Below are 14,981 nucleotides of genomic sequence, written 5' to 3'. Positions count from 1 at the left end.
GGCGGCAGCCTGCCACCCCAACATCAATCCCAAGGACACCATTATGATCTACTCAACCGCCACCGTCCCGGTGAACCCGGAAGGCGCGACCAGGCTGACCCGTGCACAAGCCTGGGCTGGCCTGGAGCTCAAGGCCCGCGACGCCCGCGAATTCCTGCCGCCCGGCCTCTGCACCCGCTGCGATGTCGTGGAAGAAAGCGAGACGCATTTCGTGCGCGAAGCAACCATCGCGGGTGCAGATCTGCGCGAGATCATCACGCTTGAACCGGAGAGCAAAGTCACATTCTTCCAGGCCACCGGGCCGCGCGAGGGCGCGATCATCAACGAACTGTTCGAGGGCGCCGACGGCACGCTCCATCTGCGCTTCTACTGCTATCTCGGCCGGCGCGGCAAAGAGCCGAACGGCCCAGAGGAGCAGGCCGAACAGGCGCAGTTCGACGGCGACCAGGGCTACAAGGCTGCCCTGCTGTCCACACTGAAGCGCACCCGCGAGTTGCTCATGGAGGGCCGGCTCTGACCATCACCCATGAACATCAACCAGGGACCTTCTCTCGTCGGCTTGGCTATTCTCGGACGAAGGTGTCGAGGCTGATGCCGAAGGCACGCCAGGTTCCTATCTGCTTGCGGGAAGCGGTTTCGCCCTCCTTGCCGGTGATGGTGCTGCCGGCCACTGTCAGCCACATCGTCTCCAGCTTGCCGTCCCGCAAAATGCCGGTGTAGCTCACGGCGGCGGGGCCGGCCGTACCCTCGCCGGCGGCCGTTACTCCAATCACGTCGCCATGCGCGATGCCGGATATCGGCACGGTCTGTCCATAGAAGCTGCTGTCTTCGAGCGCCGTGCGAAACGTGCCTTCAATCCGGCCGCCGTCCTCGCCGGTGATGTCGAGGACGGACCCATACTGATTGCGCCATCTGCCAAGCCAAGGCATTCCGCCCCTCCCACGACTGTGCTGTCTTTTTCTTCGGTGGATTCGGGCCTGCATCTAACGCGCCGTTCCGAGCGGTCAACAGTGCGGCGGCAAAGGGATCAGCCTGGGATCCAGAAGACAGACAGCTCCGCAAATCGAAAGGGGCAGCGCTGGCGCCGCCCCTTTCCCATTGGGAGGACAATGTCGATCGACCGCTCAGGCGGCCTGGGCTTCGCCGGCGATCGCATCGGCGGCGCGAGCCGCTTTCAGCACCCTTGCCCACCAGGCGACGTCGTTGACCAGGGCGGCGGCGGACTGGTTCAGGTGCTCGAGATCTTCGAGCTTCTTCTCGCCCTGGCGAACCGCAAGGAAATCGCCCCAGGCGATGTGCACCGCCGACTTGACCGGCGCCATCTGCAGCTCGACGGCGATCAGCCGAAGGTGCTCGATCGCGCGCGAGCCGCCGACGCTGCCATAGCCGACAAAGCCGGCCGGCTTCTTGTTCCACTCATTGGCGGCGTAATCGATGGCGTTCTTCAGCACAGCGGTCGGGGCGTGATTGTATTCGGCGGCGGTGAAGATGAAGCCGTCGAACTCGGCGACCTTCTTCTGCCAGCGCTGCGCCACTTCATTCTGCGACGGCGCCCAGGCGGAGGAAGCGACCTCGTCGAAGAAAGGCAGCGGCCAGTCGCGCAGATCGACGATCTCGACATCGATATCGGCGTGCGACTTGGCGATCTTGGCGATCCACTGCGTCGGCACGTCGGCGAAGCGGGCGGCGCGCGTCGAACCGACGACAATGGCGATTTTGGGCTTGGACATAAGGGGCTCTCCTTGCGGGAATTTCTGGTATCGTTTGGATACCGGCGCTATATGTGATACTGACAAATCGGCGCGCAAGGAGGCACTTCTTTGTTACTGAGGCACCCGCACAACACCGAGGACTGCCGGGCCGTGTCGGAAATCCTGCAACGGGTCGGCGACAAATGGACGGTGCTCGTGGTCGGCAAGCTCGGCGGCGGACCAATGCGCTTCAACGAATTGCGCGCCGCCGTTGGCGGAATTTCGCAAAAGATGCTGACCACCACCTTGCGCGGTTTGGAGCGTGACGGCTTCGTCACGCGCAAAGTGTTTCCGACCATTCCGCCGCGTGTCGATTACGAGCTCACCCAACTCGGTCACGAGCTGCTCGTGCCGGTCGGCGCGCTCGGCGAATGGGCGCGCAAGAACACCAATCGGGTCCGCGAAGCACGCGCGAAATTTGACGGCCTAGAGGCCTGAAACCCTTGAAGTTCAAGGATTTCTGAACCATTGGATGAGCCATGCGGCTGGGCGCAGGGCCCGTCCCACCTTCCGGTTTAATGGATCCGCTGCGGCCCCGCAGTCAGCCTCGCCGGCGTCTCCGCGCAACCGGCTCGCCAAAGAGATCCGTCTTTAGCCGGCAACGGATCAGGCGCTTGGGGCAGTGCTGTCGCAGCACGCGGTCGAGCAGCTCTCCCGCTGCGCGGCCTTCTTGTCGATCGCCTTCGGGCCCCGCATGCAGGCGACGTGTGGAAGGCCTTTGCTGACCTCCACATAGGCAGTTATCCCGAGCAGGCAGACCAAGGCAATAAGAGCTGCCACGAGCCAGCCGTTCAGCATATGTTGACGCATTGTCTTTCCCTCGCGCCTACAAGGTGGGGGGTGAAGGCAACCATTGGATGTCGCGAAGCGAATCTCCCGAGCAGGCGTTGTTACAAAGCGGCAAGTCTGGGGAGAATCAGTATCCCGCCGGAGCGTCAGCTCTCGGCCAGAACCGGCTTCGGCTTGCCCTCGCCGTCGAGCGCCACCATGACGAAATCGGCATGGGTGACCTTCTCCATCAAGTCGGAAAGGTAGCGCTGCGCCCAGGCTTCGACCTTGAGCACCATCGAGGTGCGGCCGACGCGCTCGACATGGGTGTAGATGCAGAGCGTGTCGCCGATCTTCATCGGCTTGGCGAAGGACATCTCCTTGACTGCGGCGGTGACCACGCGGCCCTTGGCGCGCTCGGCGGCGCGGATGCCGCAGGCAAGGTCCATCTGCGCCATCACCCAGCCGCCGAAGATGTCGCCGGCCGCATTGGCGTCGGACGGCATGGCGAGCGTGCGCAAGGTCAGATCGCCAATGGGTTTTCCGTCCGCGTAATGCACCATGGCAAAATCCTCAAAGGGCAGCTTATGTTGCGTATCAATGCGACCACCATGTCGCAAGCTCTGGTAAAAGCGAAATGTGCCCCACTGCGCCGGTCGCTTTTTTCACAAGCCATGCCGGAAGCCACGGCGACGCCGCAAGCCCGCAATGTCTAGGGTAAGCCCAATGTTGCGGAGCCCGCTTTTCCATCATGCAGACTTATGATTTCATCGTCGTCGGCTCGGGTTCGGCCGGCTCGGTCGTTGCCGACAAATTGTCGGCGTCGGGCCGCTTCTCCGTGTTGGTGCTGGAGGCCGGCGGAACCGACCGGCGCTTCTATGTCCAGATGCCGCTCGGCTACGGCAAGACCTTCTTCGACCCGGCTGTCAACTGGAACTACAAGGCCGATCCGGATCCGGGTCTCAGCAACAATGCCGACCATTGGCCACGCGGCAAGCTGCTTGGCGGCTCGAGCTCGATCAACGCCATGGTCTATATCAGGGGCGCGCGCGAGGATTTCGATGCCTGGGCCGCCGCAGGCAATCCCGGCTGGGCCTATGACGACCTCCTGCCATCCTTCAAGGCGCTGGAAGACAATGCGGCGGGCGCCGACCAGTGGCGCGGCGTCGGTGGCCCCTTGCACATCACCGACTGCACGAACGCGGTGCATCCGCTGACCAAGCGCTATCTTGCCGCCGCACAGCAGGCCGGGCTGCCGCTCAATCCGGACTTCAACGGCGCCTCCCAGGAAGGCGTCGGCGTCTATCAGATCACGACGAAGAACGGACGCCGCATGTCGGCCGCCCGCGCCTTCCTGCGGCCGGCGATGAAACGCGGCAATGTCCGTGTCGAAACCAACGCCCTGGCGACGAAAATCCTGTTCGAGGGCAAACGCGCCGTCGGCATCGAATACGAGCAGAACGGGCAGAAGAAGACGGCTCGCGCGGGCCGCGAGGTGATCCTGTCGGGCGGCTCGATCAACTCGCCGCAGTTGCTGCAGCTGTCCGGTATCGGCCCTGCGGCATTGCTGGCCGACCTCGGCATCCCGGTCGTCCATGCCAACGACAATATCGGCGCCAATCTGCAGGACCATGTCGGCATCAACTACACCTTCAAGGGCAAGCTGCCGACGCTCAACCAGATCCTGCGCCCGTGGTGGGGCAAGCTGCTGGTCGGCATGCAATACATCCTCTTGTGCTCCGGTCCGCTGTCGCTGTCGATGAACAATGCCGGCGGCTTCTTCCGCACCGACCCGTCGATGACGCGGCCGAACATGCAGCTCTATTTCCAGGCCTTCTCCACCGTCATCCCGAAGAGCGGCGAGCGCCCCATCCTGACGCCCGACCCCTGGCCGGGCTTCTCGATCGGCCTGTCCAATTGCCGGCCCTCGAGCCGCGGCGAGATCATGATCCGCTCGAAGGATCCGCGCGACTATCCAAGGATCACGCCGAACGCCTATTCGACCAATGCCGATGTCGACGAGATGCTGGCGGCGGTGAAGTTCGTGCGCAAGATCGCCTCGATGCCGGCCATGGCCGAGATCATCGAGGAAGAGGTGCTGCCCGGCCCCTCGATCCAGTCGGACGCCGACCTGATCCAGGATTTCAGGAAACGCTCCGGCACCGTCTATCACCCGGTCTCGACCTGCCGCATGGGACCGGACCCCGCGCGCGCCGTCGTCGACCCGCGGCTTCGGGTGCATGGGTTGGACGGCCTGCGCGTCATCGACGCTTCGATTTTCCCCGACAACATCACGGGCAACACCAACGCCGCCGCGATCCTGACCGGATGGAAAGGCGCCGACCTGGTTCTGGAGGATCACAAATGAAAATCACCGACGTGAAGACCTGGGTTGTCGGCAACCCGCCGCCCGGCATCGGCGGCAAGTATTTCATCTTCGTCAAGCTCACCACCGATGGCGGCGTGGTCGGCTATGGCGAGGCTTACAACGCCACCTTCTCCGCGCATGTCACCGCGACGATGATCGAGGACATGGCCGAGCGCTATCTCGTCGGCCGCGATCCGCACGACATCGAGAATTTCTTCCGCCGCGCCTATTCCTCCGGCTTCACCCAGCGCCCCGACGTTTCCGGCATGGGCTGCTTCTCGGCGCTCGAAATGGCCTGCTGGGACATCGTCGGCAAGGAGGCCGGCAAGCCGGTCTACAAGCTGCTCGGCGGCCAGGTGCACGAGACCCTGCGCTCCTACACCTACCTCTATCCGCACACCGGCAGCGTCCATTCGGAAGATGCGCGCGGCAAGAACGTCTACAATGACCCCGATATGGCGGCCGCCTGTGCGCTCGAATATGTCGAGCAGGGTTTTAATGCCGTGAAGCTCGATCCGGCCGGCCCCTACACCGCCTATGACGGCCATCAGCCGCGCTTGATCGACATCGACCTGTCGGCGCGCATGGTCAAGGCGATCCGCGAAGCAGTCGGTAACAGGGCGGATATCCTGTTTGGCACGCATGGCCAGTTCACCGCCTCGGGCGCGCTGCGCCTCGCCCGCGCCATCGAGCCCTACGATCCGCTGTGGTTCGAGGAGCCGGTGCCGCCTGATATGCCCGAGGTGATGGCGCAAGTCGCCCGCCAGACCTCCATCCCGATAGCAACCGGCGAGCGGCTGACGACGAAGTTCGAGTTCGCCCGCGTCATCGAGAACCGCGCCGCGACCATCCTGCAGCCGGATCTCGGCCGCTCCGGCGGCATTCTCGAGACGAAGAAGATCGCCGCCATGGCCGAGGCCTACCACATCCAGGTCGCGCCGCACTGCTACTGCGGCCCGATCGTCGGCGCCGCCAACATCCAGCTCGCGGTGACGCTGCCCAACTTCCTCATCCTGGAATCGCTCAAGCAGTGGGACGGTTTCCACGCCACGCTGCTCAAAAAGAAAATCGAATGGCAGGACGGCAACGTCATCCCCTCGAAAGAGCCCGGCCTCGGCGTCGAGCTCGACGAGGCGGTCTGCGAGGCCCATCCCTATAGCGGCAAGGAGCTGCATCTGCAGATGATGCAGACGCCGCTGATGCCGTGACCCTCGCTTACGCCTTCGTCGGCCTTGGCCATCTCGGCGGCAACCTTGCCGCCAGCCTGCTGCGCAACGGCTTTGCCGTCACCGTCTTCGACCGCGACCCGGGGGCGGTCGAGCGCCTTGTCGCGCTCGGCGCCACGGCGGCGGCGAGTCCGGCGGAAGCCGCTGCCCGCGCCGGCAACGCGATCACCTGCCTGCCCTCGCCGAAGGTCAGCGAAACTGTGCTCGCCGGCCCCGACGGATTGCTCCAGGGCCTGCCCGCGGGCGGCACCTGGATCGAGATGTCGACCAATGGCCGTGACGAGATTTTACGACTCGCCGCGCTGGCATCGGCACAAGGCATCGAGACGCTCGAATGCCCGGTGACCGGCGGCGTGCATCTGGCCGCAGTGGGCAGGATCACGGCGCTCGTCGGCGGCGATGCGGCGCTCTACGAACGCCATCGTCCGGCCATCGAGGCGATGTGCGCGAAATCCTTCCTGATGGGCCCGGTCGGCTCGGCGGCGGTGATCAAGGTCATCACCAATATGCTCGCCTTCATTCATCTCGTCGCTGCCGGCGAAGCGTTGATGCTGGCGAAGCAGGGCGGGCTCGATCTCGCCCAGGCCTACCACGCCATCGTCGCCTCTTCCGGTAACAGCTTCGTCCACGAAACCGAAAGCCAGCTCGTGCTCAACGGCTCCTACGACATCGGCTTCACCATGGACCTGGCACTGAAGGACCTCGGCTTCGCGCTTGCCATGGCCAGGGATTTCGGCGCGCCGCTCGATCTTGCCACCCGCGTCCACGCGATTTTCGAAGAGGGTAAGCGCGCCTATGGCGGTGGTGCCTGGTCGACACAGATCGTCAAGCTGCTTGAGGATGAAGTCGGCGTGGAGCTTCGCGCGCCGGGCTTTCCGGCGAAGCTCGAACTGTAACCCGGCAGAAATTAGCCAGCTGTTTCAATTGCCTGACCGCACCGGCTGAATCGGCCCCTTAGCCGGCTGATTCAACCTCTCAGCGTCAGCGCGCCGGGCAGGATCTCGAACGTCGCCGGAATTCGGCCTGGCGACTCGCCGTCTATGTCGACCAGCGCGCCGTTGTTCTCGGCATCGCCGAGCGGCTCGACCAGCACCTTGCGGCCACGCAGGATGGTGATTGCCGGATGGTTGCGGTGGCGCCCGCCGTAGAGCAGGCGGAGGTCGCGGATCAGCCCAAGCTTGCCGACGGCCCGCAGGATGATGATATCGAACTGGCCGTCGGCGAGCTCGGCGTCCGGCGCTATCATCATGCCGCCGCCGAAGAATTTGCCGTTGGCCACCGCCACCAGCGCCATGCGCGCCTCGACCGGCTCGCCGTCGTCGATGGTGATCCTGACATCCTGAAAACGGTAGCGGATGAACTCCAGCACGGTGCGCCAGAAGAACAGCGCCTTGGCCGAGACCCTGCCCTTGCGCTTGTCCGCATTGACGGCGCGATCCGTCGCGCCGGACAGGCCGAGGCTGGCGATGTTGATGAAGTGGCGGCTGGCCAGCGCGCCGTGGTCGTCGATGTAGCAGATGCGGCCGGCGTCGATTTTTCGCGCATTGGAATCGGCGATCCGCTTCAGCGCGGCATCGATGCCGCGCGGCAAGTCGAGCCCGCGCGCGAAGTCGATGCCGGTACCACAGGGCAGAAGGCCAAGCGCGGCTTCCTGGCCGGTCTCATCTTGTGCCTGCAGCAACCCGTCGGCCACCTCGCTTGCGGTGCCGTCGCCGCCTGCCGCGATCACCAGGTCGCACCCGCTGGCGGCGAGATCGATCGCCAGCCGCTCTGCGTCGCCGCTGGCCTGAGTTTCCCGCAAGTCGAAATCGCCGAAATTCCTGTTGAGCGATGCCGCGGCCTCCGCCCAATGCCGCTTGAGCCTGCCGCCGCCGGCAATCGGATTGAGAACCACCCCGACTTTCAAGTCGACCTCCCCCGAGGCAAGTCGCGCAACTAGTACCCAAAGTCTTTTGCCGACATTGAAACGCGGACCGGGCGCCGGAGCAAGGCTCCAACGTCGAGCGGTCACAGAAAAGCGGGGCAGGCTGTCTAAGCGGTTCGGCCGCCGGATTCCGCGGCTTTTGCCATTGGTCCCCGATAATCCCGCTATCCACAGGCGCGCCGGCATTCCCTGGAACCCTTGCCCGGCGTACATTCAACCCATCTCAGGCGGCTACCGAACGCCCAGCCGAAAGGCAAAAGCGCAAGGCGGATTTCCTGAGGCCCGTACGGCCCAGAACGAGAGCAGGCTCGCCTGTTTGAGGGACGGATGCCGAGACCTACGGGTGCCGCGGAAAGCGTGCCAACGCCGACGGCGGACCGATGCTGCCATGAAGGCCGGTGAAAACCTTCGATGGCACGCTGGGCGAAGCCCGCAAGGGTGGAGATCGGCGTGGTCTGGAACGGGAGCTGCCCTTCGGGCGGCGACTGGCAGGACCGTCAAAATCAAGGCTGGCCTGGCGCGACGACTTTACGGAAGTTGCTGCCTTGACTGGTTCCTGATCTGACAGGGAGGCGCTGGGAGAAATCCCAGCGCCGACTGTCTTTTTGGCCCGCCGCACAGGCTACCGCGCCTCCCGGGCCGTCCGCCGCGGATGCTTTCCGGCCATAGTCGCCGGCCAAGCAACCTTCCGTAACGCATCGACACGCACAATCCACAATCGCGGCCAAATCCCGCCTTGTTCCCGGGCGATTGATCGGTTTGGGAACATTTAAAGGGACAAGACCGTGATCAAGACCGCCCTTGTCGCCATGACCATTGTCGGCTGCGACTGCGACGCCAAGCTCTGCGAATATATCGGCGAGACGCCGGCCAAGTGGGCGACGCTCGCCGACTGCGAAGCGGCGATGAAGAGCCAGATGCTGCACCAGCGCAATTTCGACTATCCGCTGGTTTCAGGCATCTGCCGCGTCAAGGGCTCGGCCGCTTCCTCCGAGCTTGCCGAGAAAGCTTCCAGGCCGGATCTGAAACCCAGGAACCGCGTTGTCGAAACCATCGCCCCGCTGCCGCCCGAGCTCGACCATCGCCCGAGCGCTCCGGTCGGCGGAACGGTGACCGCCAGCGAAACGGAATCGGCAAAGCCCGTGGCCTTCGACGGGTCGGTCGATGGCGGCCGCGCCGTGCTTTACCGCACCAAGGCCGGCTATGCCGTGGTCAAGACCGACCTCAGCCGCGCTGCCGGCGCAACGGTGGACGTGGCGAAGCGCTCGGCAAGCTGGCTGGCCGGATTGACCGGGCTGTAAGTCTGCCCAAGGTTCAGGTCGGCCCGAACAGCCATTCCCTTATCATTGCCCGATGACAATAGGGCCGCTTCGCAACCGCAGACCGGATTGATCAAGCCGACACATTGCCCGAAGATAACGCACAGGATATTGGCCTTCACCGGGGGGTGTCATGACAATTGCCGTTCGTATCGCGTTATCCCTGCTGCTGGCGCTCGCTCCCTTGCATGCCAGGGCGGAAGGCGACGACAAGGCTATGGTGATCGCATCCGACGACGCCGAGATGGCGGCGGCGGTCGAGAAGGCGCGATCCAGCCTGGATGAATTCCTGAACCTGTCCGACGCTCCGCCGCCGGGAACCGACAGGTTCAAGCTGAAGGTGATGATCGTCGACGGCAAGGCGACGGAGCATTTCTGGGTCATTCCCTTCAAGCGGACGGCCAACGGCTTCGTCGGGATATTGGCGAACGAGCCGGAAATCGTCCGCAACGTCGTCCTTGGCCAGAACATCGAATTCACCAGGGACGACATCTCCGACTGGGGCTACACCAGGAACGGCCGCCAGGTCGGCAGCTTCACCGTCTGCGTGATGCTCAAGAAGATGTCGAAGAAGGAGGCCGAGTACATGCGCGCCCAATACGGCTTCGATTGCTGAGGTCTATCGCCCACTTCCCGCCATGGGAAAAATCGCCACCAGTCGGGCCGCGACCCGCTGCTTGAGCACTCCATCCAGAACTTCGATCGGCAGCAGCCGCTCATGGTTGCCTGCACGCAGCCGCACGAAGAAATGCAGCCTATAGGCAGCGATCCTACCCCGCGTGGCCGGATCGGCGCTGACATCGACGACGAATATCGAGCCGATGCGTGCCGGCCATGGCAGTCTGGCGAGCGCAGTGCCGAGGAAATCGCCAAGGCCGTAGGCGATCACGCTGTCGCCGATGCGCTCGATGGGCTGCACGACATGCGCGTGATGCCCCGCGATCAGCCGGACGCCGCGATCCGCCAGCCGTCTCGCCAGCGCCCGCGTCGCAGGTCGTGGAAAATGCCGGAACTCCCAGTCCCAGTGCGGCACGGCGCAGATGAGATCGATGCCGGATGCAGCGTCGCTCGGCCATTCGGCGGCATGCATCGAGATGCGTTCTTCGAACGGCGCGGCATCCGTGTTGCGCCAGAGCGTGAAAGCCGCAAAGCCGATCGTCAGCGGTCCGGCCGCATGACGCTGGAGGGGCCCGCCGGCAACCGTGCCGATGGTCCGGACCCCGAGCCGGTTCAGCGCAGCGAGCGTTTCGTCGAAACCGGCGATGCCCTGATCGAGCACGTGGTTGTTGGCCAGGGACAGAACGAGCCTGTCGCGCGCGATGCCGGCGGCTGCGAGCGCATCGGCCAGGAAATGCTCGCTCATCGCATGATGCGTGCCGAGCCGCGTGCCTATGACCGCGCGTGCTCGTTCGACGATCGGACTTTCGCAATTGCCGATCACGAGGTCGGCGGATGAAAGCAGCGTCGTGATTGCCGGATCGCAATCCGGCGCATCGCGATTGGCGACTGCCGAAATATCGCCGACGAACGCCAGCCGCACCTTCCGTGTGGGCTGCGGATCGAGCAACGTCGCCGCGGGCGCCGCGAAGCCGCTTCTGTCGCCGGCAAGCGACGGTCTCAGCAGGCGCGGCAGCCATGACAGTTTATAGGCAAGCGGATAGTTCGACACGGGCCCATCCAGTTTCGCCCTGTGTAGACTGTCTGATGGATCGGTTGAAGCGGGTTGCTGGCGATCCCGCGGCGGGCATCTCGGACTGACCGAAATCCGTGTATGCTCACGACGTGGAGCAGTGGAGAGCGATGACGATGCGTAGAGTGATCCTTGCAGCAGCCTTGTTTGCATTCCTGCCGGCGTCCGTTGCCTGGGCGGAGATGCCGGACGCGGCCAAGTCCATGTTCGAGGCCAAGAGCGTGAGCGACCGGAACACGGCGCTGTCGACGTTGGAGGCGGCAGCGGCCAAGGACCCAGCCTCAGCCTATGCGGCCGGCGCCGGCGAATTCTTCACTGCGCTCGAGCTCCTCGCCGGCGGCCTGCATCGCCACGGTTTCGAGAGCCCGAGATCCTTCATGCTGCCGCTGATGCGGTTGCCGGTGCCCGACAATCCCCACCCGCAGCCGCTGACCTACGAAGAATTCCGCGCCATCCTGGTCGCCTTCCGTGACCGGCTGGAGAAATCCGCCGTCACGCTTGGCTCCGTGCCAAAGGATGCCGATATCGGCATGATTGTCGACCTCACCCATGTCGGCATCGACCTCAATGAAGATGGCAAGCTCGCGCCCGACGAAAGCATCACCGCCATCATGGCGTCGCTCTCACGCGGCAGCGTCGAACCGAGCGATGCCGCGCCTTCGCTCACCTTCCGCTTCGACCGCGCCGACGGTTTTTGGCTGCAAGGCTATGCCGAGTTCCTGATGGCGCAGGCCGATTTCTGGCTGGCGCATGATTTCCGCAATGCCTTTGACGGCTCGTTCCACATGCTGTTCCCGCGCGCGAAACTGCCATTGCAGGATACGCTCGTGCCGCTGGACGGCGGCATGAGCGGCAACATGTTCGCCTCGGAATGGCGCTTCGCCGACTTCATCTCGCTGGTGCATCTCGTCAACTGGCCGGTGGTCGAGCCGGAACGTCGGCAAGCCGCGCGGCGCCACCTGCTGGAGATGATCCAGCTGTCGCGCGAGGACTGGAAATCGATCCTGGCCGAGACCGACAATGACCGTGAATGGCTGCCGGGACCGCAGCAGAAGGGCGTCAACCCGCTGACCGGCCTCGAGGTCGGCGAGGAACAGGTGCAGGCCTGGCTCGCCACGCTGACGATAGCCGAGGATCTTCTCGAAGGCCGCGCGCTGCTGCCGCATTTCCGCATTACCGGGAAGGGCATCAACATGAAGCGCTTCTTCGACGAGCCAAAACCTTTTGACCTGGTTCTTTCGATCACCGGTCCCGGCATCGCGCCCTATCTCGAAAGCGGCAAGATCCTCACCAGCGACGATTTCGACCAGATCCAGCGCCAGTTCAGCGGCGCCGGTTTTTTGACCTTTGCGCTGTGGTTCAATTGAGGCCCGCGGTCTTAGGTTCCTCGCCCCCATGAAATGGGGGAGAGGTGGCTCGGCGAAGCCGAGACGGAGAGGGGGGCGCCGGTCCGGGCGGCGAAAAGCGCTTTGAAAAGAAGGCCTTGCGCCTTACGAAACCCCTCTCCGTCCGCTTCGCGGACACCTCTCCCCCGCCTCTGGCGGGGGCGAGGAACCGAACCTTCGAGGTCGACGCCGTCCCCCCGGCTATCGTCAGAAAATTGCGCCCTGATAAAGCACCGCTTGCGCCTCTTCCGGCGCGAAGCGCCGCGCCAGGGTGCGGAAGGCGCTGTGGACGCCGTCGCGGTCGAGGTTGCAGCTTCTGAGATGGCGGACGGCCAGTGTCGGATCGAATTCGGTGCGCCCGTGCAGGACCCGCTGATTATCGAAGACCAGCACCTCGCCGGGCTGCAGTTGATGCCGGAACTGGTTCGCCGGATCGCAGATCAGCCGGGTCAGCTCGGCAAGCGCCTCGATCAGCCCGTCGATCTCATCGACAGCGCCCGTCTGCGGCGCCAGGCAGCGATCGTTGAAGCGTATGCCGGTGACGGCGCCGCTCGCGTCGAGGCTGATGACATGCGCCTCGGCGCTGAAGAACACGTCGCCGGCATGCTCGCGATGGAATATCACGCCATGCCGCGCGAGCAGGTCGAACAGATCCGGACTGTTTGTGCGCATCCGTCCGGCAATTTGAAAACCGTCGACCATCAACGAGGTGCCGCCGCTGCCGACGCCGGTCCTGATGGCATGGAAGAAGATGAAGCCCGGCGGCGAATAGCGGAACGGCTCGTCCGTGTGCGGAATTTGCGCGCGCGCCGTTTCTCCGGCCACCCGCGCGTCGGGCCGCGAGATCAGATCGAAAACCTTGCCGTAGCTGGTCTCGCGCACCGGCCCGTAGCGGCCGGCGACGCGCAGCGTCGCCTCCGGCTCGGCCGGGACGCCGGTTAGCATGGCGATACCATGGTCGCGCAAGGCGCGCAGCGACTGGAAAAGCGCCGCGTCATCCTCCACCACGGCGTCGAAGGCGAAGCGCCCAAGCCGCGCGCCGAGATCGCTATTCCACAGTTCCGGCTGAAAGCGTGGAGCGCCGAAGTCGCCGCCGCGTCCGGCATGGGCCGCCAGAAAGTCCGCCGCGAAGCGCGAGACATGGCCGTCCTGCCAGACCATGTCCATCGTCCCATCCGTCGAGATCTCGATCGAGGTCGCGCGGGTATCGGCCGGAACATCGGCAGGCGTCAGCCAGCGCTTTCCGGAAGCGGTGTCGCCGCATATCCCGCATTCGCAGGCAAGCCGCAGCCAGCGCATCGACAGCCGGCCGGCGCTGCCGTCATCGAATTCCACGGCCATGCGCGGTCCTTCATTGCGCATCGACCGCAAGGAGCGCGTCGCGAGTGCCTGGCCGGCGGGGACGGACTGAGTCTGCATATCGAGCATGGCGACGGCTTTCCTGGATTGAGTTGGCTTCAACAACGGTAGGGCGCTCGCGGCTTTTCTTGCAAACGAGTTTGTTTTCGCAAGTTTTGAGCTATTCTCAATCCATGGCGTTTCTTCGCGACCTCCCGCTGTCGGCCTTGCGTGCGCTTGCAGCCGCCGCGCGCACAGGCAGCCTGACGCGCGCCGCCGACGAGCTCGGCGTCACGCCGGGCGCCGTCGGCCATCAGTTGCGGCAGCTGGAGGACCGGCTTGGCGTCAAGCTGGTCAGGCGCGAGGGCAACGGCATCGCGCTCACACGCATCGCCGAGACGGCGCTGCCAGACATCGACCGCGGCTTCGACGCGCTGGCCTCCGGACTGCGGCGGCTGCGTTTCGAGCGCCGTGCCGATACCTTCACCATCGCCGCCGATCCGTCCTTCGCCTCGCTTTGGCTGGCGCCGCGCCTTGGCAATGTCCGCGCGGCTCTCGGCAGACTGGACGTGCGCATCGTCGTGTCGATCGCGTTGGATTCGATGCTGGAGAAAGGCATCGACCTCGCCATCAGTTACCGCAACAGCACGGCCAGGGATCTCGCATCGGCCGATCTTTTCACCGAAAGGGTGGTCCCGGCCTGTGCCCCGGCGCTGATCCGCAACCGCACAGATCAAGACAGCGCCGAAGTGCTCGACCGCCTGCCCCTCCTCCACATCGACCAGACGATGGGCGACGACGTCTACCCCACATGGGCAAACTGGTTCGCCGCCGCCCGCCGCCAACGCAAGAACATCGACCACGGACCGCGATTCCCCTTGACCGTGCTGGCCGCGCATGCCGCGATTTCCGGCATGGGCGCGCTGCTTGCCAGCGAACTGGTGCTGAGGGAGCATTTCCGCTCCGGCCAGCTCGTCGAGATTGCCCGCGAGGTTCCGGCATTGACCATCAAGCGCCGCCTGGTCTGGCCGGTTGACGGGCCGAAGGCCCACCGCGCCGCCGCCGTCGCCGCGGCGCTTGCCGCAATCGCAGACGCTCCCAGGCCAATCGGATCATGACCCCTTTCCTGACAGCCTTCTGTCAGCAGCGTCCGCGCTCGGCCGGAGCCCTTTCACTCCGCTCTTTCCATTTCGGCCGAGTCCTCCCATATTC

At 64.6% G+C, this 14,981-nt stretch carries 16 protein-coding genes; 9 read left to right on the top strand and 7 right to left on the bottom strand.

The features are described 5' to 3' along the window. The first annotated feature begins 43 nt into the window (after positions 1–43). Positions 44–517: an SRPBCC family protein gene (locus LB526_RS06490; RefSeq protein WP_224543151.1), complete on the top strand. Its 474-nt coding sequence runs from the start codon at positions 44–46 to the stop codon at positions 515–517. Positions 518–563: 46 nt separating this feature from the next. Here the strand turns inward: LB526_RS06490 and LB526_RS06485 are convergent, their stop codons facing one another. Next, complete coding sequence (locus tag LB526_RS06485; RefSeq protein WP_224543152.1) at positions 564–929, bottom strand: avidin/streptavidin family protein; 366 nt, start codon at positions 927–929, stop codon at positions 564–566. A gap of 195 nt (positions 930–1,124) precedes the next feature. Continuing rightward, positions 1,125–1,730: an NADPH-dependent FMN reductase gene (locus LB526_RS06480; protein WP_095766563.1), complete on the bottom strand. Its 606-nt coding sequence runs from the start codon at positions 1,728–1,730 to the stop codon at positions 1,125–1,127. A gap of 90 nt (positions 1,731–1,820) precedes the next feature. Between LB526_RS06480 and LB526_RS06475 the strand changes: the two genes are divergently transcribed. Beyond that, positions 1,821–2,189: a winged helix-turn-helix transcriptional regulator gene (locus LB526_RS06475; protein ID WP_095766562.1), complete on the top strand. Its 369-nt coding sequence runs from the start codon at positions 1,821–1,823 to the stop codon at positions 2,187–2,189. Positions 2,190–2,357: 168 nt separating this feature from the next. Here LB526_RS06475 and LB526_RS06470 read toward each other — a convergent pair whose 3' ends face one another. Further along, positions 2,358–2,561 carry a hypothetical protein gene (locus LB526_RS06470; protein WP_224626867.1) on the bottom strand — a complete coding sequence of 68 codons (204 nt, stop codon included), beginning with the start codon at positions 2,559–2,561 and terminating at the stop codon, positions 2,358–2,360. 125 nt (positions 2,562–2,686) lie between these two features. After that, positions 2,687–3,082 carry an acyl-CoA thioesterase gene (locus LB526_RS06465; RefSeq protein ID WP_224626865.1) on the bottom strand — a complete coding sequence of 132 codons (396 nt, stop codon included), beginning with the start codon at positions 3,080–3,082 and terminating at the stop codon, positions 2,687–2,689. A gap of 188 nt (positions 3,083–3,270) precedes the next feature. Between LB526_RS06465 and LB526_RS06460 the strand changes: the two genes are divergently transcribed. Genes LB526_RS06460 through LB526_RS06450 form a run of 3 tightly spaced genes read left to right on the top strand, consistent with a single transcriptional unit; the run spans position 3,271 to position 7,009 of the window. Further along, the gene (locus LB526_RS06460; RefSeq protein ID WP_224626863.1) at positions 3,271–4,887 is read left to right on the top strand and encodes a GMC family oxidoreductase; all 1,617 of its coding nucleotides are present in this window, start codon (positions 3,271–3,273) and stop codon (positions 4,885–4,887) included. Continuing rightward, positions 4,884–6,095 carry a mandelate racemase/muconate lactonizing enzyme family protein gene (locus LB526_RS06455; protein ID WP_224531240.1) on the top strand — a complete coding sequence of 404 codons (1,212 nt, stop codon included), beginning with the start codon at positions 4,884–4,886 and terminating at the stop codon, positions 6,093–6,095. Before LB526_RS06460 ends, LB526_RS06455 begins: the two co-directional genes overlap by 4 nt. Next, entirely contained in the window at positions 6,092–7,009 is a 918-nt protein-coding gene (locus tag LB526_RS06450) for an NAD(P)-dependent oxidoreductase (RefSeq protein WP_224626862.1), read from the top strand. Before LB526_RS06455 ends, LB526_RS06450 begins: the two co-directional genes overlap by 4 nt. A gap of 71 nt (positions 7,010–7,080) precedes the next feature. On the opposite strand, the gene LB526_RS06445 is transcribed toward LB526_RS06450, so the two are convergent. Further along, positions 7,081–8,019, bottom strand: a complete 939-nt coding sequence (locus LB526_RS06445) for a diacylglycerol/lipid kinase family protein (protein ID WP_224626859.1) — start codon at positions 8,017–8,019, stop codon at positions 7,081–7,083. An 803-nt stretch (positions 8,020–8,822) separates the two neighbouring features. On the opposite strand from LB526_RS06445, the gene LB526_RS06440 reads away from it, so the two are divergent. Both LB526_RS06440 and LB526_RS06435 read left to right on the top strand, forming a co-directional pair. After that, on the top strand, positions 8,823–9,338 hold the full coding sequence (locus LB526_RS06440; protein ID WP_224626856.1) for a hypothetical protein: 516 nt from the start codon (positions 8,823–8,825) through the stop codon (positions 9,336–9,338). 151 nt (positions 9,339–9,489) lie between these two features. Next, positions 9,490–9,972 (top strand): YegJ family protein, encoded by a 483-nt coding sequence (locus LB526_RS06435; protein ID WP_224531227.1) that lies wholly within the window; start codon positions 9,490–9,492, stop codon positions 9,970–9,972. A 3-nt stretch (positions 9,973–9,975) separates the two neighbouring features. On the opposite strand, the gene LB526_RS06430 is transcribed toward LB526_RS06435, so the two are convergent. After that, the gene (locus LB526_RS06430; RefSeq protein WP_224626853.1) at positions 9,976–11,025 is read right to left on the bottom strand and encodes a CapA family protein; all 1,050 of its coding nucleotides are present in this window, start codon (positions 11,023–11,025) and stop codon (positions 9,976–9,978) included. Between the two features lie 137 nt (positions 11,026–11,162). Here LB526_RS06430 and LB526_RS06425 point away from each other — a divergent pair, with 137 nt between their 5' ends. Beyond that, positions 11,163–12,413: a hypothetical protein gene (locus LB526_RS06425; protein WP_411967198.1), complete on the top strand. Its 1,251-nt coding sequence runs from the start codon at positions 11,163–11,165 to the stop codon at positions 12,411–12,413. 225 nt (positions 12,414–12,638) lie between these two features. On the opposite strand, the gene LB526_RS06420 is transcribed toward LB526_RS06425, so the two are convergent. Next, entirely contained in the window at positions 12,639–13,859 is a 1,221-nt protein-coding gene (locus tag LB526_RS06420) for a clavaminate synthase family protein (RefSeq protein WP_224626848.1), read from the bottom strand. Positions 13,860–13,963: 104 nt separating this feature from the next. On the opposite strand from LB526_RS06420, the gene LB526_RS06415 reads away from it, so the two are divergent. After that, the gene (locus LB526_RS06415) at positions 13,964–14,887 is read left to right on the top strand and encodes a LysR substrate-binding domain-containing protein (RefSeq protein ID WP_224626845.1); all 924 of its coding nucleotides are present in this window, start codon (positions 13,964–13,966) and stop codon (positions 14,885–14,887) included. The last annotated feature ends 94 nt before the right edge of the window (positions 14,888–14,981 follow it).

Source organism: Mesorhizobium sp. CA6, from assembly GCF_020165035.1.
Classification (GTDB): Bacteria; Pseudomonadota; Alphaproteobacteria; order Rhizobiales; family Rhizobiaceae; genus Mesorhizobium.
This window is presented reverse-complemented; position numbering and strand designations above follow the sequence as displayed.